General features: G+C 72.0%; 23 protein-coding genes, 1 other RNA gene and 1 pseudogene. 7 read left to right on the forward strand and 18 right to left on the reverse strand.

The annotated features are described in order from the left end of the window. Positions 1–236: 236 nt before the first annotated feature. The 3 genes from ACWGJY_RS19705 to ACWGJY_RS19715 all read right to left on the reverse strand — a co-directional run bounded on the left by ACWGJY_RS19705 (position 237) and on the right by ACWGJY_RS19715 (position 2,335). A complete protein-coding gene (locus tag ACWGJY_RS19705) occupies positions 237–530 on the reverse strand; it encodes a DUF3039 domain-containing protein (protein WP_026169910.1) in 294 nt (97 codons plus the stop codon). A gap of 166 nt (positions 531–696) precedes the next feature. Then, positions 697–1,377: a hypothetical protein gene (locus tag ACWGJY_RS19710; protein WP_453262094.1), complete on the reverse strand. Its 681-nt coding sequence runs from the start codon at positions 1,375–1,377 to the stop codon at positions 697–699. Positions 1,378–1,663: 286 nt separating this feature from the next. Beyond that, positions 1,664–2,335, reverse strand: a complete 672-nt coding sequence (locus ACWGJY_RS19715; RefSeq protein WP_453262095.1) for a YqgE/AlgH family protein — start codon at positions 2,333–2,335, stop codon at positions 1,664–1,666. Positions 2,336–2,632: 297 nt separating this feature from the next. Here ACWGJY_RS19715 and murA point away from each other — a divergent pair, with 297 nt between their 5' ends. From murA to ACWGJY_RS19730, 3 genes are all read left to right on the forward strand, one after another. After that, the gene (gene murA / locus ACWGJY_RS19720) at positions 2,633–3,979 is read left to right on the forward strand and encodes a UDP-N-acetylglucosamine 1-carboxyvinyltransferase (protein WP_393907347.1); all 1,347 of its coding nucleotides are present in this window, start codon (positions 2,633–2,635) and stop codon (positions 3,977–3,979) included. 162 nt (positions 3,980–4,141) lie between these two features. Next, positions 4,142–4,537, forward strand: a complete 396-nt coding sequence (locus ACWGJY_RS19725; RefSeq protein WP_453262096.1) for a winged helix-turn-helix domain-containing protein — start codon at positions 4,142–4,144, stop codon at positions 4,535–4,537. Beyond that, positions 4,528–5,205: an HAD family hydrolase gene (locus ACWGJY_RS19730; RefSeq protein WP_453262097.1), complete on the forward strand. Its 678-nt coding sequence runs from the start codon at positions 4,528–4,530 to the stop codon at positions 5,203–5,205. Before ACWGJY_RS19725 ends, ACWGJY_RS19730 begins: the two co-directional genes overlap by 10 nt. Before the next feature lie 124 nt (positions 5,206–5,329). On the opposite strand, the gene ACWGJY_RS19735 is transcribed toward ACWGJY_RS19730, so the two are convergent. From ACWGJY_RS19735 to ACWGJY_RS19760, 6 genes are all read right to left on the reverse strand, one after another. After that, a complete protein-coding gene (locus ACWGJY_RS19735; RefSeq protein WP_033268382.1) occupies positions 5,330–5,611 on the reverse strand; it encodes an HU family DNA-binding protein in 282 nt (93 codons plus the stop codon). A 306-nt stretch (positions 5,612–5,917) separates the two neighbouring features. Next, the gene (locus ACWGJY_RS19740; RefSeq protein ID WP_453262098.1) at positions 5,918–7,351 is read right to left on the reverse strand and encodes a malic enzyme-like NAD(P)-binding protein; all 1,434 of its coding nucleotides are present in this window, start codon (positions 7,349–7,351) and stop codon (positions 5,918–5,920) included. 427 nt (positions 7,352–7,778) lie between these two features. Next, positions 7,779–10,286 carry a HelD family protein gene (locus ACWGJY_RS19745; RefSeq protein WP_453262099.1) on the reverse strand — a complete coding sequence of 836 codons (2,508 nt, stop codon included), beginning with the start codon at positions 10,284–10,286 and terminating at the stop codon, positions 7,779–7,781. Positions 10,287–10,507: 221 nt separating this feature from the next. Next, on the reverse strand, positions 10,508–11,251 hold the full coding sequence (locus ACWGJY_RS19750) for an anti-sigma factor family protein (protein ID WP_453262100.1): 744 nt from the start codon (positions 11,249–11,251) through the stop codon (positions 10,508–10,510). Beyond that, a complete protein-coding gene (locus tag ACWGJY_RS19755; protein ID WP_453262101.1) occupies positions 11,248–11,787 on the reverse strand; it encodes a sigma-70 family RNA polymerase sigma factor in 540 nt (179 codons plus the stop codon). Before ACWGJY_RS19755 ends, ACWGJY_RS19750 begins: the two co-directional genes overlap by 4 nt. A 102-nt stretch (positions 11,788–11,889) precedes the next feature. Next, on the reverse strand, positions 11,890–12,531 hold the full coding sequence (locus ACWGJY_RS19760; protein ID WP_453262102.1) for a CGNR zinc finger domain-containing protein: 642 nt from the start codon (positions 12,529–12,531) through the stop codon (positions 11,890–11,892). Between the two features lie 256 nt (positions 12,532–12,787). On the opposite strand from ACWGJY_RS19760, the gene ACWGJY_RS19765 reads away from it, so the two are divergent. After that, positions 12,788–13,564 carry a class I SAM-dependent methyltransferase gene (locus tag ACWGJY_RS19765; protein WP_453262103.1) on the forward strand — a complete coding sequence of 259 codons (777 nt, stop codon included), beginning with the start codon at positions 12,788–12,790 and terminating at the stop codon, positions 13,562–13,564. Positions 13,565–13,672: 108 nt separating this feature from the next. Here the strand turns inward: ACWGJY_RS19765 and ACWGJY_RS19770 are convergent, their stop codons facing one another. The 3 genes and pseudogenes from ACWGJY_RS19770 to ACWGJY_RS19780 form a co-directional block, all read right to left on the reverse strand. Further along, complete coding sequence (locus tag ACWGJY_RS19770) at positions 13,673–14,953, reverse strand: uroporphyrinogen-III synthase (RefSeq protein WP_453262104.1); 1,281 nt, start codon at positions 14,951–14,953, stop codon at positions 13,673–13,675. A 304-nt stretch (positions 14,954–15,257) separates the two neighbouring features. Then, a pseudogene (locus ACWGJY_RS19775) lies at positions 15,258–15,743 on the reverse strand (MFS transporter); the annotation flags it as partial. 34 nt (positions 15,744–15,777) lie between these two features. Further along, a complete protein-coding gene (locus tag ACWGJY_RS19780) occupies positions 15,778–16,182 on the reverse strand; it encodes an ATP-binding protein (protein WP_453262105.1) in 405 nt (134 codons plus the stop codon). A gap of 111 nt (positions 16,183–16,293) precedes the next feature. Here ACWGJY_RS19780 and ACWGJY_RS19785 point away from each other — a divergent pair, with 111 nt between their 5' ends. Beyond that, a complete protein-coding gene (locus tag ACWGJY_RS19785) occupies positions 16,294–17,121 on the forward strand; it encodes a helix-turn-helix domain-containing protein (RefSeq protein ID WP_453262106.1) in 828 nt (275 codons plus the stop codon). Further along, positions 17,118–17,438 (forward strand): DUF397 domain-containing protein, encoded by a 321-nt coding sequence (locus tag ACWGJY_RS19790; protein ID WP_453262107.1) that lies wholly within the window; start codon positions 17,118–17,120, stop codon positions 17,436–17,438. Before ACWGJY_RS19785 ends, ACWGJY_RS19790 begins: the two co-directional genes overlap by 4 nt. 6 nt (positions 17,439–17,444) lie before the next feature. On the opposite strand, the gene ACWGJY_RS19795 is transcribed toward ACWGJY_RS19790, so the two are convergent. Beyond that, positions 17,445–17,984, reverse strand: coding sequence for a DUF4232 domain-containing protein (locus ACWGJY_RS19795; RefSeq protein ID WP_453262108.1), 540 nt, complete (start codon positions 17,982–17,984; stop codon positions 17,445–17,447). A 113-nt stretch (positions 17,985–18,097) separates the two neighbouring features. After that, positions 18,098–19,072 (reverse strand): LysR family transcriptional regulator, encoded by a 975-nt coding sequence (locus ACWGJY_RS19800; RefSeq protein ID WP_453262109.1) that lies wholly within the window; start codon positions 19,070–19,072, stop codon positions 18,098–18,100. Between the two features lie 249 nt (positions 19,073–19,321). On the opposite strand from ACWGJY_RS19800, the gene ACWGJY_RS19805 reads away from it, so the two are divergent. Next, positions 19,322–19,828 carry a hypothetical protein gene (locus ACWGJY_RS19805; protein ID WP_453262110.1) on the forward strand — a complete coding sequence of 169 codons (507 nt, stop codon included), beginning with the start codon at positions 19,322–19,324 and terminating at the stop codon, positions 19,826–19,828. A gap of 79 nt (positions 19,829–19,907) precedes the next feature. On the opposite strand, the gene ssrA is transcribed toward ACWGJY_RS19805, so the two are convergent. The 4 genes from ssrA to ftsX form a co-directional block, all read right to left on the reverse strand. Next, positions 19,908–20,277, reverse strand: a transfer-messenger RNA (tmRNA) gene (gene ssrA, locus ACWGJY_RS19810). A gap of 124 nt (positions 20,278–20,401) precedes the next feature. Further along, positions 20,402–20,899: an SsrA-binding protein SmpB gene (smpB, locus tag ACWGJY_RS19815; RefSeq protein WP_453262111.1), complete on the reverse strand. Its 498-nt coding sequence runs from the start codon at positions 20,897–20,899 to the stop codon at positions 20,402–20,404. 18 nt (positions 20,900–20,917) lie between these two features. Continuing rightward, positions 20,918–22,138: a S41 family peptidase gene (locus tag ACWGJY_RS19820; RefSeq protein WP_453262112.1), complete on the reverse strand. Its 1,221-nt coding sequence runs from the start codon at positions 22,136–22,138 to the stop codon at positions 20,918–20,920. A 69-nt stretch (positions 22,139–22,207) separates the two neighbouring features. Then, positions 22,208–23,119, reverse strand: a complete 912-nt coding sequence (gene ftsX / locus ACWGJY_RS19825) for a permease-like cell division protein FtsX (protein ID WP_453262113.1) — start codon at positions 23,117–23,119, stop codon at positions 22,208–22,210. Positions 23,120–23,124: the final 5 nt, after the last annotated feature.

Here is a 23,124-nt window from a genome sequence, read left to right on the forward strand (position 1 = left end):
CCCGGGCCCGTACCCAAGACGGCCGAGGCGGGACACCGACTCCGCAGGACGGACAGCCACGTCAGGGCGAAATCCGCGCCGCGCCGGGGAACTACGCCGTGCCGGGACGGCTGCGCCGCACCGGACGCCTGCCGCACACCGGACGCCTGCGTCCCGCCGCCCGGCGGCTCAGCGGCCCCGATGCGCTCGCGCTCCGGGACCGGCCGTGGCCGGCCGGGCGTCGCGGCCTGCGGCTGCTACTTCTTGCCACCGTCCTTGCCGCCCTTGTCCTTGTCGCCACCGGCGCCCATGGACTCGAAGATCTCCTTGCACATGGGGCAGACCGGGTACTTCTTCGGGTCGCGCCCCGGAACCCAGACCTTCCCGCACAGCGCCACGACGGGGGTGCCGTCGAGCGCGCTCGCCATGATCTTGTCCTTCTGGACATAGTGGGCGAAGCGCTCGTGGTCGCCGTCGCCGTGCGACACCTGTGGTGTCGGCTCTACGAGGGTCCCCGTACCTGCCCCGCGCTCGGGCTCAAGAGTGCTCATAACAGCCAAGGGTACTCACGCCCGCGGCAACCCGGGAGCCTCGGCCTGCCACCACGGGGAGCGCACGACCCGCCGTCGCCACCCCGGCGACCGCCCGGCGGAGCACAGACGGCACCGGCCCGCCCGGCGGCCCCCGGGCCGGACGCTTCCCCAGGACGGGGACGCCCTAGGAAGCCACCGCCATCCCGCCCCGCGCCCCGGCCGTCAGGCCCAGCTTCGTGGCGAACGCCAGCGCGGCGTCCGGCCGGACCTCGTACCAGCAGTCCGGACCGCAGACCGTGTCCAGCAGCGTGCCGATGTCCGCCGCGCCGACCGTGCGGGCCTCGGCCGCGGCGAGGAAGGACCGGACCGCGGCCAGGGCGTCCACCTCGGTCTCCGTGCGGGCCACCAGGTCCTCGGCGATGTCCCGGACCGCGTCATCACCGGGCGCGACCCAGCTCATGGCCGTCTCCAGGCCGTCGTCCGGCATCTTCTCGGGGTACGGCGCACGGGCCCAGGTGCCGTCCTGCCACCAGTAGACGAACCCGAAGAGATTGCCCTCGGCGTCCTCTCGCAACTGCTCCCGGGGCAGCCACTCGGGGCCGCCGGCCAGGAAGTCGATCTGTCTGCCGCCGCAGTGCGTATGGCTGCCGTCCGAGTCCTGGCCGCACAGCAGGGCCCGGCCGTCCTCGAACATTTTCAGCCGCCACCAGTAGCTTCCGCCGCCGTTCCAGCACTGCAACCCATGGTCGCCCCAGGAGAATTCGTCCCCGTCGTCCATGGCGGCCGCCACTACCGCCAGCGTCGCGGCGCGCGCCCACAGGCGCTCCGGGTGATCCAGGTCCTCAGGCACGCTCGGCCTGTGCATGGCTCTCTCCCCCGCTTGTCCAGCGCGGCCCCGCCGACGCGACCACGCACCGTCCCCTGTCGTCTCGAACCATAGCGACGGGGTCTGACAATTCCCCATGACGCCGTCACAATAATCAAGTCGTCAACAAAATCCGGCCCGGCGCGCCCGCCACCCACCGGTGTCCGGGACCCGGCCGGGCCGTCCGGCCCGCGGCCCGCACCCGCCGCCCACCGCAACCCGGCCCCCAGCACCGGCCCCCAGCACCGATCACCGGCCCCGGCCGCGAACCACAGCCCGCCGAGGGTCAGTTCAGCGAGGGATCGTCCGGATAGGTGGCCACCATCGCCAGCTCGTTGCGCTGCCGGCGCAGCACCGCGCGCCACAGCTGTTCCGGGTCGGGCGAGGAGACATCGCCGGGCTCGGACTCGACGACGTACCAGGCGCCCTCGACCAGTTCGTCCTCCAGCTGGCCGGGGCCCCAGCCCGCGTATCCGGCGAAGATCCGCAGACTGCCGAGCACCGCCGCGAGGAGTTCCGGCGGGGCCTCCAGATCGACCAGGCCGATGGCACCGTGCACCCTGCGCCAGCCCAGCGGCTCGTCACCCGACTGGACACCCGCCCGGTCCGCGGCGGGTACGCCGGCCGTCTCCGCGCCGTCGCCACTGGTCCGCGCACCGCTGTCCACCGACGCGGTACCGCCCTCACCGGACAGCCCGCCGGGCACCACGGCCACCCCGAGTGCCGAGTCCAGCGACACCGGGCCGCCCTGGAAGACCACGCCCGGTTCACCGGCCAGTGCGGCCCAGGGCGCGAGGATGTCCGCGACGCCGACCGGCGTGGGCCGGTTGAGGACCACGCCGAGGGAGCCCTCCTCGTCGTGGTCGAGGAGCAGCACCACCGCGCGGTCGAAATTCGGATCGGCGAGCGCGGGCGTCGCGACAAGAAGCCGGCCTGTGAGCGAGGACACCTCGGTCATGGCCACATGATCCCGCACTTCTGCCCGGAACGGGGAGTCAACGCCCGTACCCGGGCGAGAGCAGGGCAGGGCGTACGGCGGCAGCCCCGGCGCACCACCTCGGCACCAGATAGGCCATTCAAGACATTCCCCGACAATTTCAGCCAAAGGTCGATTACAGATCAAAGGCGGAACGTAGCGGAGCGTGTTGTCACAAAGCCATTACACGCCCGGAGCCTGCACGGGCCTACGGACTCACTCCCGCCCGCCCTTACCATTTCAGCTTGGCCCCTGCCCGTCTCCAGGAACGCGAGATCCATGACCGTCTCTACTGACGACGTACTGCTTGTCCACGGCGGCACCCCGCTCGAGGGCGAGATCCGGGTTCGCGGCGCGAAGAACCTTGTGCCCAAGGCCATGGTCGCCGCCCTCCTCGGCAGCGGCCCCAGCCGGCTGCGCAATGTGCCCGACATCCGCGACGTACGCGTGGTGCGCGGGCTGCTCCAACTGCACGGCGTCACGGTGCGCCCGGGTGACGAGCCGGGCGAGCTGATCCTCGACCCGTCGCACGTGGAAAGCGCCAACGTCGCGGACATCGACGCCCACGCGGGCTCCTCGCGGATCCCGATCCTGTTCTGCGGCCCGCTGCTGCACCGCCTCGGCCACGCCTTCATCCCCGGCCTGGGCGGCTGTGACATCGGCGGCCGGCCGGTCGACTTCCACTTCGATGTGCTGCGCCAGTTCGGTGCGACGATCGAGAAGCGTGCCGACGGGCAGTACCTGGAGGCCCCGCAGCGGCTGCGCGGCACCAAGATCCGGCTGCCGTACCCGTCGGTCGGCTCGACCGAGCAGGTGCTGCTGACCGCCGTCCTGGCCGAGGGCGTCACCGAGCTGTCGAACGCCGCCGTGGAGCCGGAGATCGAGGACCTCATCTGCGTACTGCAGAAGATGGGCGCGATCATTTCCATGGACACCGACCGGACCATCCGGATCACCGGTGTCGACAAGCTCGACGGCTACACCCACCGCGCCCTCCCGGACCGCCTGGAGGCGGCCTCCTGGGCGTCCGCGGCGCTGGCCACCGAGGGCAACATCTACGTCCGCGGCGCGCAGCAGCGGTCGATGATGACCTTCCTCAACACCTTCCGCAGGGTCGGCGGCGCCTTCGAGATCGAGGACGAGGGCATCCGCTTCTGGCACCCGGGCGGCCTGCTCAACGCCATCGCCCTGGAGACCGACGTCCACCCCGGCTTCCAGACCGACTGGCAGCAGCCGCTGGTCGTCGCACTGACCCAGGCGTCGGGCCTGTCGATCGTGCACGAGACGGTCTACGAGTCCCGGCTCGGCTTCACCTCCGCGCTCAACCAGATGGGCGCGCACATCCAGCTCTACCGGGAGTGCCTGGGCGGCTCCGCCTGCCGCTTCGGGCAGCGCAACTTCCTGCACTCCGCGGTCGTCTCCGGCCCCACCAAGCTGCAGGGCTCCGACCTGGTCATCCCCGACCTGCGCGGCGGCTTCTCGTATCTGATCGCGGCGCTGGCGGCGCAGGGCACCTCCCGGGTGCACGGCATCGACCTGATCAACCGCGGCTACGAGAACTTCATGGAGAAGCTCGTGGAGCTGGGCGCCGATGTCGAGCTGCCGAACGGTGCACTGCCCAACTGAGTCCGGCGCGCCGCCCACCGGGCGCGCCGCCCCACCGGGCACGGCACACCGGGCACGGCACACCGCCCAACTGGGTGTGGGGGGAGCGGTGTTCCGCCGCTCCCCCCACACCCACCCGCGTACCCTCCCCGCCCGGCCCTCCGCCACCGGCACCGGCTTCTCGTGCGGGGTGACCGTGCAGCGTGCGCCCGGTGTCAGATCGCCGAGGCACTGCGCCGGGCGATCACCGACGGGCAGCTCCCCGTGGGCAGCGCACCGCCCTCGGAGACCGAACTCGCCGCCACCCACGGCGTCTCACGCGGCACGGTCCGCCGGGCGCCGGCCGCGCTGCTCGCCGAGGGCCTGACCGGCTCCCGCCAGGGCGCCCGGTATCTCGCGCTGCGCACCTCGGCCCAGCCAGAGGTTCACCGAGCTGCGCAGCTCCGCCCAGTGGGCGCGCGCGGACCGGCCGGCCCGCACCCCGGCCGGCTGTCACCGCACACCACCGCCCCGGGCCCTTCGGTCCCCCGCCCCGCCCCCGCCCTCACCAGCGAACAGCGAGCCCGCACATGCCCGTGATCCCCCCGCCCGCCCGTACGCTCCCCGCGGCCCTGCTGTGCGACATGGACGGCACCCTCGTCGACACCGAGCACCAGTGGCTGGACACGGTGGCCGGCTTCCTGCGGGAGCAGGGCCGCACGGCCACCGGCGAGGTGCTGGCGGAGTTCGCCGGGGCCCCGGTGGACGCCGCCGCCGAGCGCCTGGTGCGCGAGCACGGGGTGTGCCTCGGCGTGACCCGGACGGCCGCCCGGCTGGACGAGGACTTCACCGCCCGGGTCGCCGCGGGCGTCACCGTCCAGCCGGGTGCGCTGCGGCTGCTGGACCGGGCGCGGGCGCTGGGCATACCGGCCGCCCTGGTCACCGCCTCCGAGCGGCATGTCGCCGATCTGGTGCTGCGCACGCTCGGCGCGCACCGCTTCGCGCTGTCGGTCACCTCGGGCGAGGCGCCGCGCGGCAAGCCGCACCCGGACCCCTATCTGGCCGCCGCGGCCGGCCTCGGCGTCGACCCCGCGGACTGCCTGGCCGTGGAGGACACCCCCACGGGCGCGACGGCGGCGCTGGCCGCGGGCTGCCGGCTGCTGGCCGTACCGAGCGTGCCGGGCATCGTTCCGGGCCCCCGTACGGCCGTGGTGGCCTCTCTGGAGGACGTGGACCTCGCGGACTTCCCGTTCACCCCCGCCGCCTGATCCCGGGGGCCACAGGCCGCCCGGACGGGCGCGGACCGCCCGCGGGTCGCGGCGGGCCCGGTGGAACACGAAAGGGCGGCCATCCCTGGGAGGGATGGCCGCCCTTCATGCCGTGCTAGGGGTGTTACTTGCCCTTGGCGGCTTCCTTGAGCTTGGAGCCCGCGGAGACCTTCACGCTGTAGCCGGCCGGGATCTGGATCGGGTCGCCGGTCTGCGGGTTGCGCGCGGTGCGAGCGGCACGGTGGGTGCGCTCGAAGGTCAGGAAGCCGGGGATGGTGACCTTCTCGTCGCCCTTGGCGACGACCTCACCGATCACCTCGGCGAGGGCGGCCAGAACGGCGTCGGCGTCCTTGCGGGTCACCTCGGCACGATCGGCCAGAGCGGCCACCAGCTCACTGCGGTTCATGTTTGTACTCCCGTGTTCTTCTTGCCAATGAGGCGTGAGATCGAAGCCGATGCTGCCAGGGTCCTCGGACAGTCCCCGGACCCGGGTCTGGTGCCAGACCCTCGCGCCCGATTACGCATCCTGCCCCCACCTGCGGCGGTAAAGCCAATCCGGCACCCAGGAGGGTCACACGAAAAGCGCCACTGCCTCGTTAGTGGTGACGCTCCGTATCATTCCCGCTCCGGGCCGGCCCCACAGGGCGGCGGTCGCTTGCTGCCCGCCACCCTATGGGGGCCCCAACGACGGCGTGTCCAGCGACGCGCCGTGTCAGACCGTCGTGGCGGCCGTCACAGCCGCATCGCCACTCTTCGCGGCGTTCCGTACCGCATCGGCCACCGCGCCCGCGACCTTCTCGTTGAAGACGCTGGGGATGATGTAGTTCGGGTTGACCTCGTCCTCCAGGACGACGTCCGCGAGGGCGCCGGCCGCGGCCAGCATCATCTCGGTGTTCACCGTACGGGAATGGGCGTCGAGGAGGCCGCGGAAGACGCCGGGGAACACCAGGACGTTGTTGATCTGGTTCGGGAAGTCCGAGCGGCCGGTGGCCACGACGGCGGCGGTCTGCCGGGCGACGGCCGGGTCGACCTCCGGGTCGGGGTTGGCGAGGGCGAAGACGATCGCGCCGTCGGCCATCTTCGCGACGTCGTCGCCGTCCAGGACGTTGGGCGCGGAGACGCCGATGAAGACGTCTGCGTCGACCACGGCCTCCTTGAGGGTGCCGGTGACGCCCTCGGGGTTGGTGTTGTCGGCGATCCAGCGCAGCGGTGAGTCCGGGTCGGCGTCGACCAGGTCCGGACGGCCGGCGTGCACCACACCGTGGATGTCGGCGACGACGGCGTGCCGGACGCCGGCGGCCAGCAGCAGCTTGAGGATGGCGGTGCCGGCCGCGCCGGCGCCGGACATCACGACCCGGACGTCCTCGGCCTTCTTGCCGACGACGCGCAGCGCGTTGGTGAGCGCGGCGAGCACCACGATGGCGGTGCCGTGCTGGTCGTCGTGGAAGACCGGGATGTCCAGGGCCTCGCGCAGCCGCGCCTCGATCTCGAAGCAGCGGGGGGCGGAGATGTCCTCCAGGTTGATGCCGGCGAAGCCCGGGGCGATCGCCTTGACGATCTCCACGATCGCGTCGGTGTCCTGGGTGTCCAGGCACAGCGGCCAGGCGTCGATGCCGGCGAAGCGCTTGAAGAGGGCCGCCTTGCCCTCCATGACGGGCAGCGCGGCCTTGGGGCCGATGTTGCCCAGGCCCAGCACCGCGGAGCCGTCCGTGACGACCGCGACGCTGTTGCGCTTGATGGTCAGGCGGCGGGCGTCCTCGGGGTTGTCGGCGATGGCCTGGCAGACGCGGGCGACACCGGGGGTGTAGATCATCGACAGGTCGTCACGGTTGCGGATGGGGTGCTTCGACGACATCTCGATCTTGCCGCCGAGGTGCATGAGGAACGTACGGTCGGAGACCTTGCCGAGGGAGACGCCCTCGATGCCGCGCAGCTTGGAGACGATCTCGTCCGCGTGGGCGGTGGAGGACGCGGCGATGGTGACGTCGATCCGGAGCTTCTCGTGGCCGGAGGCCGTCACGTCGAGGCCGGTGACCGAGCCGCCGGAGGACTCCACGGCCGTGGTGAGCTGGGAGACCGCGGTTCCGCTCGCGGGCACCTCCAGCCTGACCGTCATCGAGTAGGAGACGCTGGGCGCCGTTGCCATGGCCGACTTCCTCTGCTTTCACCGTGTCGCTGAATTTCCGTCCGATCGTCGCACCTACCGCGGAGTACGCGGTAGCCGCCCCGAATTGCGAACATTTTGTTCGCACGCACCATGCGACATCGGAAAGCAGTTTCCACCATACGAGAAGATGCGGGCGCAACAAAGAGGCCCACGTCACCGGGCTGACGTGGGCCTCTCGCAAGTCAGTGGCACCGGCCCGCCATGCTCGCCTCGCGGCAAGTGGTCGCTCGTAGCGACGATGGTTGGGCCCGGGGGCTTGGATCGAGCCGGTGCCGTCACCCAGGCTAACAAACCAACCCCGGAAGCGAATCCCGTCCCGCGGGGCCGATTTCAAGACCCCTCGTACGGCGGCGCCGAGCGCCCGGCCGAGGCCGCCGTACGGGTGCCGGACAGGGCCGGCCGGGGGTCAGTCCCGCAGCAGGTCGGGCACCCCGGCCGCGTCCGGCTCGTCCCGTTCGGCCGACAGTACGGTCAGCTGCTGGGTGGCCCGGGTCAGCGCCACGTACAGCACCCGCAGCCCGGCCGGGGACTCGTCGGCGATCTCGGCGGGCGAGACCACCAGCGTGGCGTCGTACTCCAGCCCCTTGGCCTCCAGGGAGCCCAGTGCCACCACCCGGTCGCCGATCGGGGCCAGCCAACGGCGGGCCTGCGCGCGGCGGTTCATGGCCACCACGACGCCGACCGTGCCGTCCACCTCGCCCAGCAGCCGCCCGGCCTCGGCCACCGTGGCCTGCGCCAGCGCCGCCTCGTCGGCGGGGCCCTTCGCCCCGTCGCCGTCCGCGACGCGTGCGAAGCGCGGTGCGAGGCCCGTGGAGCGGACCGCCCTGGGCGACTCCCTACCGGGCATCGCCAGCGCCAGCACCTTGGCGGCCAGTTCGGCGACCTCCGCGGGGTTGCGGTAGTTCACGGTGAGCGTGAAGCGGCGGCGCGGGCGGGTGCCGAGGGCCTCGTCACGGGCGACGGCGGCCTCGTCGGGGTCGGACCACGAGGACTGCGCGGGGTCGCCGACGACCGTCCATGTCGCATGCCGGCCGCGGCGGCCGACCATCCGCCACTGCATCGGCGTCAGGTCCTGGGCCTCGTCGACGATGACATGGGCGTAGTCGGTGCGCTCCTCCTCCAGCCGCTCGCGCCGGCCACGGCCGCCGCCGTTGCGGTCCGCGTAGGTCGAGAGCTCCTCCAGGCCGGTCAGATGGTCCAGCGGGTCGGCCTCGCGCGGCCGGGGCGGGCGCAGCGGGGCGCCGAGGATCAACTGCAGCTCGTCCAGCAGCGCAACATCGTGCACCGACAGCGGGCCCTGCCCTGCGCTGTCCGGCCGCCGCAGGGAGCGGGCCAGTTGGCGCACCTCGCGCGGGTTGAGGATCCGGCGCGCCCAGCGGCCGAGCAGACGCTCGTCGGCCATCGCGGCGAGCACCCCGCGCGGGGTCAGCTCGGGCCACCACGCGTCCAGGAACTCCTGGAAGCCGGGCTCGGTGGTGATGTCCTCGTCGAAGCCCTCGCGGGCCTCGGCGGCCAGTTCGGGGTCCGTGTAGCGGCGGGCGGCGCCGGACTTGGCCCACAGGGCGTCCAGGATCAGCCGGCGGGCGCGCGGACGCAGCAGATTGACCGGGGCGGTGCCGCCGAGCGCGGACTGCCGGATGGCGTGCAGTTCGTCGGCGTCCAGCTCGATCCGGCCGCCGAAGGCGACGACCCGCAGCCGGGCGGGTGCGGCCGGGGCGGGCCGGGAGGGTCTGGAGCGGGTCCGGCGGCCGGTGCGGGCGCCGTCGCCGGCGTTGTCCGCGGGCGCGGTGAAGAGGTCCTCCAGGGAGAGCTGGGCGCCCTCGCCCGCCGCCCCGTCGGCGGCGGGGGCGGGTGCCGCGGCGGCGGGGGCCGCCAGTTCCAGCGCCCCGCGGGCCGCCTTGCGCAGCAGCTTCTGCATCCGCGACGAGCCCTTGACGCGGGCCACCGCCGGCGGGTCGTACGCGGTCACCTCGGCGCCGTCGACGAGCGAGCCGAGCGCCCGGATGGCGACCTGGCCCTCCTCGCCGAGCGAGGGGAGCACGCCTTCGGTGTACGCGACCAGCAGCGGCGTCGGGGAGACGATCAGGATGCCGCCCGAGTAGCGGCGCCGGTCCTGGTAAAGGAGATAGGCGGCGCGGTGCAGGGCCACCGCGGTCTTGCCCGTGCCGGGGCCGCCCTCCACCTCGGTGACGGAGGCGGCGGGGGCCCGGATGACCATGTCCTGCTCGGCCTGGATGGAGGCGACGATGTCCCGCATGGTGTGGCTGCGGGCCCGGCCCAGCGCGGCCATCAGCGCGCCGTCACCGATCGCCGGCAGCTCCTCGCCGTCCAGCGTCGCGGTGACCTCCGGGCGCATCAGATCGTCCTCGACGCCGAGGACTTTACGGCCCTTGGAGCGGATCACCCGCCGGCGGACGACCCGGCCCGGCGCCACCGGGGTGGCCCGGTAGAAGGGCGCAGCGGCCGGTGCCCGCCAGTCGATGACCAGCGGGGAGTAGTCCGCGTCGAGCACGCCGAGCCGGCCGATGTGCAGCGTCTCGGCGATCGCGGCGCGGTGCTGCTCGATCGCACCGTCGGCGGGCTCGACGGAGGTGAAGGCGCCGTCCGGTCCCTTCTTCCCGTCCTTGCCGAGGAGCAGGTCGATCCGGCCGAAGAGGAAGTCCTCGTACTCGGAATTCAGGCGGTGAAGATGGACGCCGGCCTGGAAGACCTGGGCGTCGCGCTCGGCGAATGCGCCGGGCGTGCCGACCTGGCCGCGCTTGGCGGCGTCGTCCATCAGGAACTCTGCCTCGTGGATCTTCTCCTCAAGGCGCCGGTAGACGCGGTCCAGATGCGTCTGCTCGGCTTCGATCTCGCGGTCGCGAACGGAATCCGAAGCGTGATCCGGTGCGTGCGTGGCGTTGTGCGCGGCCACCCAGGCCCCCTTCTCCTGTGCGTAGGGCAGCCGTCAACCGTACGCGAACCAGGCACCGCGCGCACCTGGTGAAAGGGACAAAGACGGGCGAGTTTGGTCGGATGTTGACTCAGACCTTTACGTCGGGCGTGCCCCGGTCGAGGGGATTGCCGATCGGGGGCATGGCGGTCCTTGACGGGCGCCCCGTGCCGTACCCGGCCCGGGGCGCCGGCCGGCGCGCCTCAGACGTTCACCTTCGCCAACCGCTTGCCGTCCATCGTGGTGATCTCGAAGTGGTCGATATCGCCGCGGTTGAAGCCCGCGCCGCCCGCCGCGTACAGCGGCTCGCGGTTCCACTTCGCGCTGCCGCCCGGGATGCCGTAGCCCCCCTTGGGCACCGCCCAGGTGGTGACGGTCTGCCGCTTGCCGTCCTTGCCGACGGCGACCAGGTCGCAGGTGAGCGGCCCCTTGACATTGGCGAGTTCGAGGATGACCTGGGTGCCCCAGGGCCGGGCCGCCATGGAGACACCCGCCGAGACCTTGGTGTCCGGGTCCACGGAGCTGACCTTCTCGCCCGCCGCGTACTGGGCCCGTACCGCGTTCGCCAGCGGCGGCGCCGGCTTCTCCTCAAAGCCCTGGGGCCGGAGGGTGAGCGCGGCGAGCGGCCCGCCGACGATCAGCACGGCCGCCGCGGCGACCAGGAACAGCCGTCGCCGGGCACGGCCCCGCCGGGTCGCGGCGACCTCGTTCATCAGCCCGTCCAGCAGCCCCGGGCCGGGGACGGCCGTGATCGTCTGCGGGGTGGGGGCGGACTGCTTGAACTCGGCCAGTACGGGTGACAGGCCCATGAGTTCTTCGAGTTCGGCCGCACACTGGTGACAGCCGACGAGATGCGCCTCGAACCGGTCGGCGTCGGCAGCGTCCAGGACGCCCAGCGCATAGGCGCCGACGTCGGTGTGCCGGTCCGGCTGCGCGGGCGGGTTCACTCCGTCACTCCTCGTTCCTCTAGCGAGAGTCTCAGGGAGCGCAGCGCGTAGAACACCCGGGACCGCACGGTCCCGGCCGGCACGCGCAGCACCTCCGCTGCCTCATTGACCGTACGTTCCTTGAAATACGTCTCGACGAGGGCCTCTCGGTGGGCCTCGCTCAGGTCGCTCAGCGCCTCGGAGATCGTCATCATGCGCAGCGCCCGGTCGATCACATCGGCGGCCGGCATCGTCTCCAGAGGGGTCGGATCGACCTCCTGGGGCCGTGCCTTACGGCTGCGGTGCCCGTCGATGACGATCCGCCGCGCGACGGTCACCAGCCAGGGGCGGATCGAGCCGGTCGCCCGCTGCAACTGATCGGCGTTGCGCCAGGCACGCACCAGCGTCTCCTGCACCACGTCCTCCGCGCGGTGCCGGTCGCCCGCCACCAATCGCAGGACGAAGGCGAGAAGCGGGCCCGCATGATCGTCATAGAGGGCTCGCATGAGCTCCTCGTCAGGTGTCGTCCTGTCTGCCACGACGGCATCCTTACGCACTCCAACTCCCGGGTCGATAGCCCAGATCGCCCAAGATCGCCGGGGGACCCTGCCATGAATCGGACTTGCGGTGAGGAGTACGGACGGGACGGGCGGGGTTACTCAGAGTTCGGCGGAAAATTTTTCTGCGCCGGTCGCGGCGCCCTGACCAGCACTTGTGTCCCGCTCCCTGCGCACCGTCGCCCGCCGGCGGTGCCGGGCCACCCGCTCGCGGTTGCCGCACACCTCGCTGGAGCACCAGCGGCGGCGCCGGCCGCGGGATGTGTCCAGATACACCAGGGTGCAGCTCTCGCCCTCACACTGCCGCAGCTGTCCGCGCGCCGCCGCGTCGGTCAGCAGCCCGATCGCGTCCCGGGCCACCGCGGCCAGCAGCCCGGCGCAGTCGGGCGGGCCGGGGAGGGTGCGGGCCAGGGTGCCGTCGGCGGCGCGGACCACGCCCGGGGCGGGCGGCTGTCCGGACGCGGCCACGGAGTTGAGCTGCGCCAGATCGGCATCGGCCGCCCGGCCCCGCAGCTCGTCGTGCACCACGCGGCGCACCAGCTCCCGCAGGGCGCGGAAGCGGCCGACCCAGCTGCCGTCGACGCCGTCCAGCGGGGTGCCGTGCGGCACCAGCCCCGCTCCGGCCAGCCAGGCCCGCAACCGGCCGGGGCCGGTGAGCCGTTCGGCGGGGGTGCCGCCGGCCGTGGCCGCCAGGTCCAGGCAGATCCGCCCGCAGTCGAACCGCAGGTCGCAAGGCGCCGCCATGTGCCTGTCACTCCTTAGGGAGCAAACGTGTGTGCTCCCAGAGTGCCCGGCCCACGGGCCCGCCGGAACCCTCCGGAGGCGCCCACTCCAGGTACGCATCCAGGTATGCATCGCACGTAGACACCGCCAGTATGCACTACGTGTATACATCTCGGGTATAGTCCGCGGCGCGGCGGTCCGCGGGCTCTCCGGCCCCCGGCCCGCCGCATGCCGTAGCGCTCCCTGCCCCTCAGAGCCCCTCAGGACGAAGGTCTCCATGTCGCGCAAGTCCCTGCTCACGAACCGCGCCAGCCTGACCCACAAGATCGGCTACGCGGTCCGCAACCCGGCCCGGATCACCCCGTACGTCCGGCGCACCGCCCGCGACACCTGGCTCCGCTTCCGGCACCCCGACCACGTCGCGTACTACCGGGCGGTGATGGCCTCCGACGCCGGCCGCAACCCGGAGGCCGCGGTCGGCAGCCGCAGCCATGACCGCTGGCTGGCGCTGGGCGAGATGCAGTTCGGCTACCTCGCCGAACACGGGCTGAAGCCCGGCCACCGGATGCTCGACATCGGCTGCGGCAATCTGCGCGCCGGCTGGCGCTTCATCGCCCACCTGGACACCGGCAACTACTACGGCATCGACATCTCGCCGGACATTCTGATATCCGCGAAGCAGACCCTGACGACCTACGAACTCCAGCACAAACTGCCGCACTTGACGATCACCCAGGACCTGACCCTGGACTTCCTGCCGTCCGCCCACTTCGACGTCGTCCACGCGCACAGCGTCTTCTCGCACTCGCCGATCGGCGTCATCGACGAATGCCTCGCCCACGTCGGCCGGATCCTGGCCCCGGGCGGCTTCTTCGACTTCACCTTCGACCGCACCGAGGGCACCGAACACCAGGTGCTGCGCGAGGACTTCTACTACCGGACCGAGACCCTGCTGCGGCTGGCCCGTGAGCACGGCCTTCAGGCGCGCTTCATGGACGACTGGGAGAAGCGGCCGCACGGCCAGTCCAAGATCCGCGTGAACAACCCGGAGTAGATCCCCTCGGAGGCGTCCGGCCCCCCGGCCCTGACCCCGGCCCCCCCGGCCCGCCGGCCCCGGCCCTGGCCCCGGCTCCGCCCTGGCCCCGGCTCCGTGTGAAGCGGCCTACGCCCCGCCGTACTTGTCCGTGTCCGCATGCGGGTCCAGCGACAGCCGGTAGCCACGCTTGACGACCGTCTGGATCAGCTGGGGCGCGCCCAGCGCCCCCCGCAGCCGGGCCATCGCCGTCTCCACCGCATGCTCGTCCCGCCCCGCCCCCGGCAGCGCGCGCAACAGCTCCGCACGGGAGACCACCCAGCCGGGGCGGCGCGCCAGCGCACGCAGCAGCGCCATCCCGGCCGGCGGCACCGGCCGCAGCGCCCCGTCCACCACGACGGCGTGCCCGCGGATCTCCAGCCGCCGCCCCGCCACCGGCAACGACCGCACCCGGCCGGGGAGTTCACGGCACAGCAGCTGCACCAGCGGCCCCAGCCGGAAGCGCTCCGGCTGGAGCGTGGGGACCTCCTCCGCCTGGAGCGGCAGCGCGGTCACCGGCCCCACACACACCGGCAGCACCTCCTGCCGCAGCGCCGTCAGCACCTCCTCACGGATCCCGCGCTCCCCCGCCCGGCGCAGCAGCGACGCGGCGGCCGGTGCGCTGGTGAAGGTCACCGCGTCCAGAGCCCGCGAGATCACCGCGTCCAGCAGCCGGTCGACCGGGCCGATGTCCTCCGGCGGCATCCAGCGGTACACGGGAACGCCGGCCACCTCCGCACCACCGGCCCGCAGCGCCTCGACGAACCCCGGCAGCGGCTCCCCGTGCAGCTGGAGGGCCACCCGGCGCCCGGAGACGCCCTCCGCCAGCAGCCGGTCCAGCACCTCGGCCATCGACTCGGAGGCCGGCGACCACTTCTCGGTCAGCCCGGCCGCCCGGATCGCGCCGCGCACCTTGGGCCCGCGCGCCAGCAACTCCACCCCGGCCAGCCGGTCGAGCAGCGCCTCGCCCAGGCCCCAGCCCTCCGCGGCCTCGACCCAGCCGCGGAAGCCGATGGCGGTGGTGGCCACGACGACATCGGGCGGATGGCCGATCAGGTCCCGGGTCACCGCGAGCAGCTCGGTGTCGTCCGGCAGCGGGACGATACGCAGCGCGGGCGCATGCATCACCTGCGCACCACGCCGCTCCAGCAGGGCGCCCAGCTCCTCGGCCCGCCGGGCCGCCGTCACCCCGACGGTGAACCCGTCCAGCGGCCGGACGGCCGACGCCTGTTCCGGCTCCTGTGCCGGCGTCCGTTCCGGCTCCGGTTCCGGCGCCCGTTCCGGCTCCGGTTCCGGCTCCGGTTCCGGCGCCCGTTCCGGCTCCGCTGCCGCCCGCTCCCGCTCGCCGTGTTCCTGCTGCTGCTCGTGCATGGTCGTCCCGCTCCGCCCAGAGTGGTGTACTGCCTCGCGTACTGCCTCGTGCTTCCGCACCGCCGCGGCTCGGGCGGCACGGAGTGCCAGGATGTCAAGGTGCCAAGGTGCCAACGGCACGTGACGGTCCCGGTCCTCCAGTATTTCCCCGCGGTTACGACGGGCCGCAGGCCCACCCCGTACGCCGTGTACGCCCGCCGTGTACGCCCCGTACGGCCACCGTGCGCAGGAGCAGGGCGCGGCCGCCCGAGAAGCAGGGCGCGGCCGCCCGATACGAAGGCCCCGCGCCCGCCCCGCCCGCCGTTCACACCTCCGCGTACACCGGGCGCCGCTCCCCGCCCCCCGCCGTCGCAGCCGCCCCGTCCGCCGCCCGCGCCGCACGCCGCCCACGCACCGCAGGACGCAGGTACACCCCCCAGGTCACCGCCCCGCACACCACGTACCAGACCAGGAACGACACGAACGCCGGCGTACCCGACCCGGCCACCAGGAACGACTGCCGGAAGGCCAGATTGATGCCCAGCCCGCCCAGCGCCCCCACCGCCCCGATCAGCCCCATCGCCGCCCCCGACAGCCGCCGTCCGTATACCGCGGCCGCCTCCCCCGCCAGCCCGCGCCGCAGCGCCTGGGCCTGGAAGATCCCCGGGATCATCTTGTACGTGGAGCCGTTGCCGAGCCCCGTCAGTACGAACAGCGCGATGAACCCGACCAGGAAAACGGGCAGCGACCGCACCGCCGAGGCGTAGATCACGACTCCGGTGGCCAGGCCCATCGCCACGAAGTTCCCCAGAAACGGTTGTAGTACACCTCCACCGCCAGGCGGGTCACAGGGCGAACTCGCACCAGACGATCTTGCCGGGCCTCCGCTCCCCCACCCCCCACTTGTCCGCCAGCGCCTCCACCAGCAGCAATCCGCGCCCGCCCTCGTCCACCGGCCCGGCGCCCGTCCGCACCCGCGGCCATCCGTCCCCGCTGTCGTGCACCTCCAGCCGCAGCACCCCGCCCGCGGGCGGCCACACGTACAACTGGAAACCGCGCCCCGGCGGGACCCCGTGGCGCAACGCGTTCGTCGTCAGCTCGCTCACACACAGCAACACCGCGTCCGCCCGCTCCCCGACCCCCCAATCCCTCAGCGCCGCCCGCACAAACTCCCGTGCCAGCGGCACCGATCGCCGCTCCCGCCGGTAGAACCGCTCGCGCGGACAGGTGAGTTGAATCTCTCCGTTCATACGGTGACGGTCGCAGTGAGTAACTACGCTGCCCAGTACGCAAACCCGTACTCCTGGTGAGTACGGGCGCACACACGGTCACCGGCACCGAAGTACGGGGAGTGGAACGCCATGCAGCCACGAAACAAGCCCAAGAACCGGCACTCCGCCGCCATGGAAGTCATCGGCGCCCAACTGGCACTGTTCCGCATCAACGCCGGCCTCACCCAGCGCACCCTCGGAGACCGCACCGCCGCGTCCGAGGAGACCATCGCCTCCATCGAACAGGGCAGGCGCGCCCTGATGCCGCACCTGGCGACCGAGTTCGACCAGCTCCTGAACACGGGCGGGGCGCTGGCGGCGGGGGTGGCCAAGCTGCCGAGGAAGGAGAAGTACCCGATCTGGGCGGAGGAGTTCATCGCCTATGAGCAGCAGGCCCTCTCGCTCGGCTGGTACGAGAACGGTGTAGTCCCCGGCCTACTGCAGACCGAGGACTACGCAGACGCCACGTTCCGCAGCAAAATCCCGCACCTCAGCGAGGAGAAGGTCCAGCAGAGCGTCACGGACCGACTGAACCGTCAGCAGATCCTGCGAAAGCAGAGCCTCGTCAGCGCCAGCTTCGTCATCTCCGAAGCCGTCGTTCTGAGCAATCTCGGGGGCCGCGAGGTCATGCGGGGCCAGATCTCCCACCTGCGTCAGTGCGCCGAACTCACCGGCGTATCCCTTCAGATCCTGCCGCTGAAGCGAGAGCATCACGCCGGGCTCGACGGACCGTTCGTACTGCTGGAAACCACCGACCACCAGCACCTCGCCTATACCGAGGCGCAACGCAGCAGTGAGCTGACTTCGGACGCCGACGAGGTCAGCATCCTCGCTCAGAAGTATGGAATGCTGCGAATGCAGGCCCTCAACGCAGAGGAAACCGTGGGTCTGCTGGACCGGCTGCTAGGAGAGCGATGACCCATCTGACGTGGTTCAAGTCCAGCCACAGCGGCAGCGAAGGCGGCAACTGCCTCGAAGTGGCTTACGAATGGCACAAGTCCAGCTACAGCGGCAGCGAAGGCGGCGCCTGCCTGGAAGTCGCCTACACCTGGCGCAAGTCCAGCCACAGCAGCGACGAAGGCGGCGCCTGCGTAGAGGTCGCCGCCCACCCCGCCACCATCCACGTCCGCGACTCCAAGGACCCCCAGGGCCCGCACCTCGACTTCTCGCCGGGCGTCTGGGCCTCGTTCACCTCGTACGCCGCACACCACGCCAAGGGCGCAACGGCCCCGTAAGCGGGGCTATTCGGTCGCCTCCCGCGGCGGGTCCATCCATATCCGGTCCGTGCAGAGGTTCATCCGCAGGCGCTTGCCCTTCTCGTCCCGCGCCACGACCGCCTTCCGGCCGGGGTAGTCACGCGGCGCGGACACCACGGCGGTGTCGTTGCTGACCCACTCGGCGCTCGCCGGGATGTCCTTGGGGCAGTCCCGGTAGCGCAGAGCGGTGGTGACCGTACCGCCGCGCTGGAGGTCTATCGGCGGGGCCTGGCCGTGCCCGACGGCATCGGACTCGGGCCCCTTGCCGACATGGATCTCGAAGACCGGGAAGCCGCGGAACACACAGGGGCCCACGCCCTTGTTGGAGATGGACAGCTGGGCCTCGCGCTGCACGGAGTGCGGCTTCTTCTTCAAGACCGTGAGCTTCCAGTGCAGGCCCTTGGTCGTGCAGTTGGCGTGCAGTGCCGCCATCCGCGATGAGCCGCAGCCCGTCAGCGCCAGGCCCGCCGTGACGGTCAAGGTCAGCGCGGCCGCCACCACCGTAAGAAGTGAACGCCGTCGCACAACTACCCCTCGTTCGTTCCGCAGAGAATTCCCTGCCGTTAAGGAAAGGCTTTACGCGCCCGCGGTTGCCTGTTCCGCCGCACATTCTTCCGAATGCCGGCCGGCGCCGGTCGTCATCCCCGCACGCCCATCACCCGCGCATCCCCCTGAGGGAGCCACCATGCGCGCTCGGGCGGCGCCAACCAGGCGTGCCGGCCTGCCAGTTCCCGGGCGACCGCCCGCAGCGCGTCCAGCCCCGGATGCCGCAACCCCCGCCGCCACACCATCGAGACCGGCGAGAGCGGTACGGGATCGACGAGCGGCCGCAGCACCATCCCCGGCACCTCGATGAACTCCACACTCGCCAGCACCGACCACCCCCGCTTGCGCACCACCCGGACGAACTCCTGCGCGCCCTCGATCTCGGGGAACGGCTCGGCGGTGGCGATACCGCGCCCCGCGAAGAGCCGCTCGGCCAGGTCCGTCCACTCCGCGGTCTGCGGATTGCCGGCGGCCGCGTAGAGCGTTTCACCGGCCAGCTCGGCGAGGGCGACGGCGGGCCGTGCGGCCAGTGGATGGTCCTCGCGCAGCAGCACCGCCATCGGCTCCAGCCGGACCGGCTGATGGCCGAGACCGGCCCGTACACCGGCCGGCAGCGCCGCGATCCGGCCGAAGGAGACATCGAGCCGGCCGGCCGTCACTTCGGCCGCCGCCCCCGTCAGCCCGCTGTGGAAGCGGGCGACCAGCTCACAGCTGTCCGGCAGCCGGCCCCTGGCCGCCTCCAGCACCCCGTGGGCGGTACCGACCGGGACGCCCACATCGACCAGCAGCGGCCGCTCGGACACGGAGCGGAACGCGGCGGCCAGTTCGTCGTGCGCGGTCAGCACCCGCCGGGCGAACGGCACCAGCCGTGTCCCGTCCGCCGTCAGCGCGACCTGGCGGGTGGTCCGTACGAACAGCGCGGCGCCCAGCTCCCGTTCCAGGCGCCGGACATCGCGGCTCAGCGCCTGCTGGGCGACGTACAGCCGGGCCGCGGCCCGGGTGAAGTGCAGCTCCTCGGCGACGGCGAGGAAGGCGCGGAGCAGACGCGGATCGGTGTCGTACGGCATCGGGTCATCCTGGCAGGACGGGTCACCGGCAAGGCCCGCCGGACGCGCACCGAACGCCTGCCGATGCCCACCTAGGGCCGGCGGGGGGGCGACGACGGCCGGCGGGGGCGACGAGGGCTGACGGGGGCGACGAAGGCCGACGGGGGTGATGACGGCTTACAGGGCTGACAGGGATCCACAACACAAAGGCGTGAATGGGCGCTGACCAGGTGTTGGACGGACTGCGGAAGCGGCCGCGACCGTAGGGGCATGGTGCTCTTCCTCGCCGCCCGGCCGGTGACTTCCCCGCCCGTACGCCCGGCCCCGCGGCGTGCCCGCCGCCGCTCCCGCGCCCCGCTGCGCCTCCCGGGCCTCGCGCCCCTGCTGCTCACCTTCCTCTGCACCGGCGCGGTCTTCGGCTCGCTGGAGGTGGTCACCGTCGCCTTCGCCGACGCCCACGGCATCCGCTCCGCCGCGGGCGGCCTGCCGGCCCTCCAGGCGGCCGGGTCCTGTGCGGCCGCCTGGAGGGCCAGCAGGGGGCTGGTCCAGTCCCGTACCCCGGCGGACCGGCTGAACGAGGGGATGACGCCGGCGGTGACGGCCCTGCTGTCCGGTATCGCGGCCGGCTCGGCGGCGGGCGGCTGGTCGGTGGAGCATCCGGCCGGGCCCGGGGCGGCGTACGGGGTCCCGGCCGCGGCCGCCCTCGCCGCCTTCGCCACGACGGCGCTGACCACACGCGCCCGGAGCGGCACCCGGCGTGACGAAGGGGCCGCCTGACGCCGGAACGGCCGCCCGACGGCACGGAAAAAGCCGGTGCCCCGCGAGAGTCTCGCGGGGCACCGGCTTCACATGGGATGAGTGGAGATGGCGGGAATCGAACCCGCGTCCAACGGTGCGGAATCAGGGCTTCTCCGAGTGCAGTTCGCTGCGATTTTCTCGGCCCCGGAGATCACACGAACAAGTCTCCGACGGGCCCAGCCACTGTTTGATTTCCTTCCGAACCCCGTGACCGGGTCCGGAAGTTTAGTTCCCTAGCTGATGCCAGGATCCGGGTCGGGAACAGCCCCGGGCTGACACTTCGCAAGTCGCTACTTAGGCAGCGAGGGCGAAGGAATCGGGCTTAGAATTGCCGATTGTTGGTTGCGACATATGGTTAACGAGATCATTGCCGCTTCCTCGACTCGCTTCCCCTGCTTCGACATCCGCTGTCGAAACCGATCATCCCCATGTTGATTTATCAAGGTGGTACCTGCACCCCTCGTGGGGTGCGATGCCATCGTACGTGAACAACGCGTGCCCTTGCCAGCGTATTCCCCGGCCGGCCTGCCGGGACGGGCCCGTCGGGGCAGATCAGGCCCGCTGCCGGCGCCGGACCGCCGAGATCGCGCGGTCCGTCTCCCGGCGGTCCTGCTGCTCGCGGAGCGTCTGCCGCTTGTCGTACTCCTTCTTGCCCTTGGCCAGGGCGATCTCGACCTTGGCCCGGCCGCCCTTGAAATACAGGGCCAGCGGCACGATCGTGTGCCCCGACTCCTGGCTCTTGGACTCCAGCTTGTCGATCTCGGCGCGGTGCATCAGCAGCTTCCGCTTGCGCCGGGCCGCATGGTTCGTCCAGGTGCCCTGCGCGTATTCGGGGATATGTACGTTGTGCAGCCACGCCTCGTTGCCGTCGATCTGGACGAATCCGTCCACCAGCGACGCCCGGCCCTGCCGCAGCGACTTCACCTCGGTGCCGCTCAGCACCAGGCCACACTCATAGGTGTCCAGAATGTGGTAGTCGTGCCGCGCCTTCTTGTGCTGCGCCACGAGCTTGCGCCCGGGGTCCTTGTCCTTGCCCTTGTCCTTAGCCATAGTGCGGCCATTTTCGCACTATGCCCCGCCCCCGAGGCCACTCAATACTGTGCGGGCCCGTTTCTCCGCGCCCGCACCGGCCGGCACGTCCGGGGTGAGACCGGCGTCGTCGACGACGCGGCCGGACGGAGTGCGGTAGTGGCCGACGGTCAGCTCGGCGACCGAACCGTCCGGCAGCGTGCTGGGCATCTGCACCGAGCCCTTGCCGAAGGTCCTCGACCCCACCACGAGTGCCCGGCCGCGGTCCTGGAGGGCGCCGGACAGCAGCTCGGCGGCGCTCATCGTGCCGCCGTCGACGAGGACGACCAGCGGGAGTCGGGTGTTGCCACCGCGCCGGGCGTACAGGGCGCGCTGGCTGCCGTGCACGTCGTACGTCGCGACCAGACCGCCGTCCAGGAAGGCGGAGGCGGTGTCCACGGCCTCGGTGACCAGGCCGCCGGTGTTGCCGCGCAGATCGAGCAGCAGGCCGGCGTGCGGGGAGGCGCGGCGCACCGCCCGGCGGACCGCCTCGCCGGTGCCCTTGGCGAACGCGGAGATCTTGACGCGGGTCGGGCCGTGCACCCCGGCCGGCCGGTCGATGACGACGTTGCGGGTTCTCAGACGGGTGCGGTGCAGGGTGACCGTCCACCGGCGGGCGCCGCGCTGCAGGTCCAGCGTCACGGGGGTGCCGGCCGCGGCGGCGGGGGCACGGGAGCCGTCGGGGGAGGCGCCGCGCAGCCGGGCGACGACCTCGGTGACCGGCGCGCCCCGCGACGGGCGGCCGTCGATGGCGCGCAACCGGTCACCGGCGGCGATACCGGCCCGTGCGGCGGGGCCGCCGGGCTGGACCCGGGACACCGCTGTCCGGCCATGAGCCGTCTGCCGCACCCAGAGCCCGACGCCGACGTAGGCACCGTCCAACTGCGCCTGGAAGTCCTTGAACTCGCCCGGTGAATAGATCGTCGACCAGCGGTCGCCGCTGCGGCTGACGACATCGGCGGCGGCCTGGGCACCGGACTTGCCGTCCTCCATGGCCTGGGCGGCGGCCCGTTCGACGGCCGCGCGGTCCGCGGTGGCCGGCCCGGGGGCGCGCACCGGGGACGCCGCACGGTCCGGGGCGTTTTGCTCCGCCGCGCCCTGCGCCCGGTCGTTCCATGTGCCGGTCGCCGCGCCGGTCGCGAGCACGCTCACGAGGAACAACGTCAGGGCCGCCCCGCGGCGGATGCGGCGGGGCCGGTCGCACACGCTCGGGCCCGGCATGCCGGTGAGTCTAGGGGACAAGAAGGGCGCCGTACGGCAAGTTGGCCGTACGACGCCCCTTGGCAAAGCTCACACCTTGAGGTACTTGCGCAACGCGAAGAACGCGGCGAGCGCGGGCATCAGCAGCCCGATCAGAAGCACCAGCGGGAGGACCGCCGCGACCGAGTCCCAGCCGATGAAGTTGATCACCTGGATCTTCTTCGCCAGCCAGTTGTTGATCAGGACGTACTTGCCGCCGACGATCAGCACACAGGCGAAGGCGGCGCCCAGCAGCCCCGCGATGGCGGCCTCCAGGATGAACGGCATCTGGATGTAGAAGCTGGACGCTCCCACCAGCCGCATGATCCCGGTCTCCCGCCGCCGGCTGAACGCCGACACCCGGACGGTGTTGACGATCAGCATCAGCGCAACGATGAGCATCAGCGCCATCACCACCAGCGCGGCGATGTTCATGCCGTTGAGGAGGTTGAAGAGCGGCTCGACGGTGTCCCGTTGGTCCTGGACCTCCTGGACGCCGGGCCGCTCGGAGAACGCCGACTTGATGACCGTGAACTTCGTCGGGTCCTTGAGCTTGACGCGGAAGGACTCCGGCAGCTGGTCGGGGGTCACCAGCCCGGCGACGGGTGTATCGCCGAACTGCTCCTTGTAGTGCTTGTAGGCCTGGTCGCTGGACTCGTACGTCACCTTCTGGACGATCGGCAGCCGGTCCAGCTCCGCCTTGATGTCATTCTTCTGCTGCTGGGTGGCCGCACCCTTGGCGCAGTTGGCTCCGGAGTCGGCGTCGTTCTTGTTGCAGAAGAAGATGGAGACGTTGACCTTGTCGTACCAGTAACCCTTCATCGTGCTGACCTGGTCGCGCATCAGCAGCGAGGCGCCGAACAGGCCGAGCGAGAGGGCTACGGAGACGATGACGGCGAAAGTCATCGTGAGGTTTCGGCGGAGACCGACGCCGATCTCCGACAGGACGAACTGGGCGCGCATGGCGT

The organism is Streptomyces sp. NPDC054765, assembly GCF_053612065.1.

What these genes read in the sequence shown, in the direction of transcription:
- ACWGJY_RS19705 (WP_026169910.1), bottom strand. Translation starts at nt 530, where the DNA reads ATGAGCACTCTTGAGCCCGAGCGCGGGGCAGGTACGGGGACCCTCGTA.
- ACWGJY_RS19710 (WP_453262094.1), bottom strand. Translation starts at nt 1,377, where the DNA reads ATGCACAGGCCGAGCGTGCCTGAGGACCTGGATCACCCGGAGCGCCTG.
- ACWGJY_RS19715 (WP_453262095.1), bottom strand. Translation starts at nt 2,335, where the DNA reads ATGACCGAGGTGTCCTCGCTCACAGGCCGGCTTCTTGTCGCGACGCCC.
- murA (WP_393907347.1), top strand. Translation starts at nt 2,633, where the DNA reads ATGACCGTCTCTACTGACGACGTACTGCTTGTCCACGGCGGCACCCCG.
- ACWGJY_RS19730 (WP_453262097.1), top strand. Translation starts at nt 4,528, where the DNA reads ATGCCCGTGATCCCCCCGCCCGCCCGTACGCTCCCCGCGGCCCTGCTG.
- ACWGJY_RS19735 (WP_033268382.1), bottom strand. Translation starts at nt 5,611, where the DNA reads ATGAACCGCAGTGAGCTGGTGGCCGCTCTGGCCGATCGTGCCGAGGTG.
- ACWGJY_RS19740 (WP_453262098.1), bottom strand. Translation starts at nt 7,351, where the DNA reads ATGGCAACGGCGCCCAGCGTCTCCTACTCGATGACGGTCAGGCTGGAG.
- ACWGJY_RS19760 (WP_453262102.1), bottom strand. Translation starts at nt 12,531, where the DNA reads ATGGCGGCGCCTTGCGACCTGCGGTTCGACTGCGGGCGGATCTGCCTG.
- ACWGJY_RS19765 (WP_453262103.1), top strand. Translation starts at nt 12,788, where the DNA reads ATGTCGCGCAAGTCCCTGCTCACGAACCGCGCCAGCCTGACCCACAAG.
- ACWGJY_RS19770 (WP_453262104.1), bottom strand. Translation starts at nt 14,953, where the DNA reads ATGCACGAGCAGCAGCAGGAACACGGCGAGCGGGAGCGGGCGGCAGCG.
- ACWGJY_RS19780 (WP_453262105.1), bottom strand. Translation starts at nt 16,182, where the DNA reads ATGAACGGAGAGATTCAACTCACCTGTCCGCGCGAGCGGTTCTACCGG.
- ACWGJY_RS19785 (WP_453262106.1), top strand. Translation starts at nt 16,294, where the DNA reads ATGCAGCCACGAAACAAGCCCAAGAACCGGCACTCCGCCGCCATGGAA.
- ACWGJY_RS19790 (WP_453262107.1), top strand. Translation starts at nt 17,118, where the DNA reads ATGACCCATCTGACGTGGTTCAAGTCCAGCCACAGCGGCAGCGAAGGC.
- ACWGJY_RS19800 (WP_453262109.1), bottom strand. Translation starts at nt 19,072, where the DNA reads ATGCCGTACGACACCGATCCGCGTCTGCTCCGCGCCTTCCTCGCCGTC.
- ACWGJY_RS19805 (WP_453262110.1), top strand. Translation starts at nt 19,322, where the DNA reads ATGGTGCTCTTCCTCGCCGCCCGGCCGGTGACTTCCCCGCCCGTACGC.
- smpB (WP_453262111.1), bottom strand. Translation starts at nt 20,899, where the DNA reads ATGGCTAAGGACAAGGGCAAGGACAAGGACCCCGGGCGCAAGCTCGTG.
- ACWGJY_RS19820 (WP_453262112.1), bottom strand. Translation starts at nt 22,138, where the DNA reads ATGCCGGGCCCGAGCGTGTGCGACCGGCCCCGCCGCATCCGCCGCGGG.
- ftsX (WP_453262113.1), bottom strand. Translation starts at nt 23,119, where the DNA reads ATGCGCGCCCAGTTCGTCCTGTCGGAGATCGGCGTCGGTCTCCGCCGA.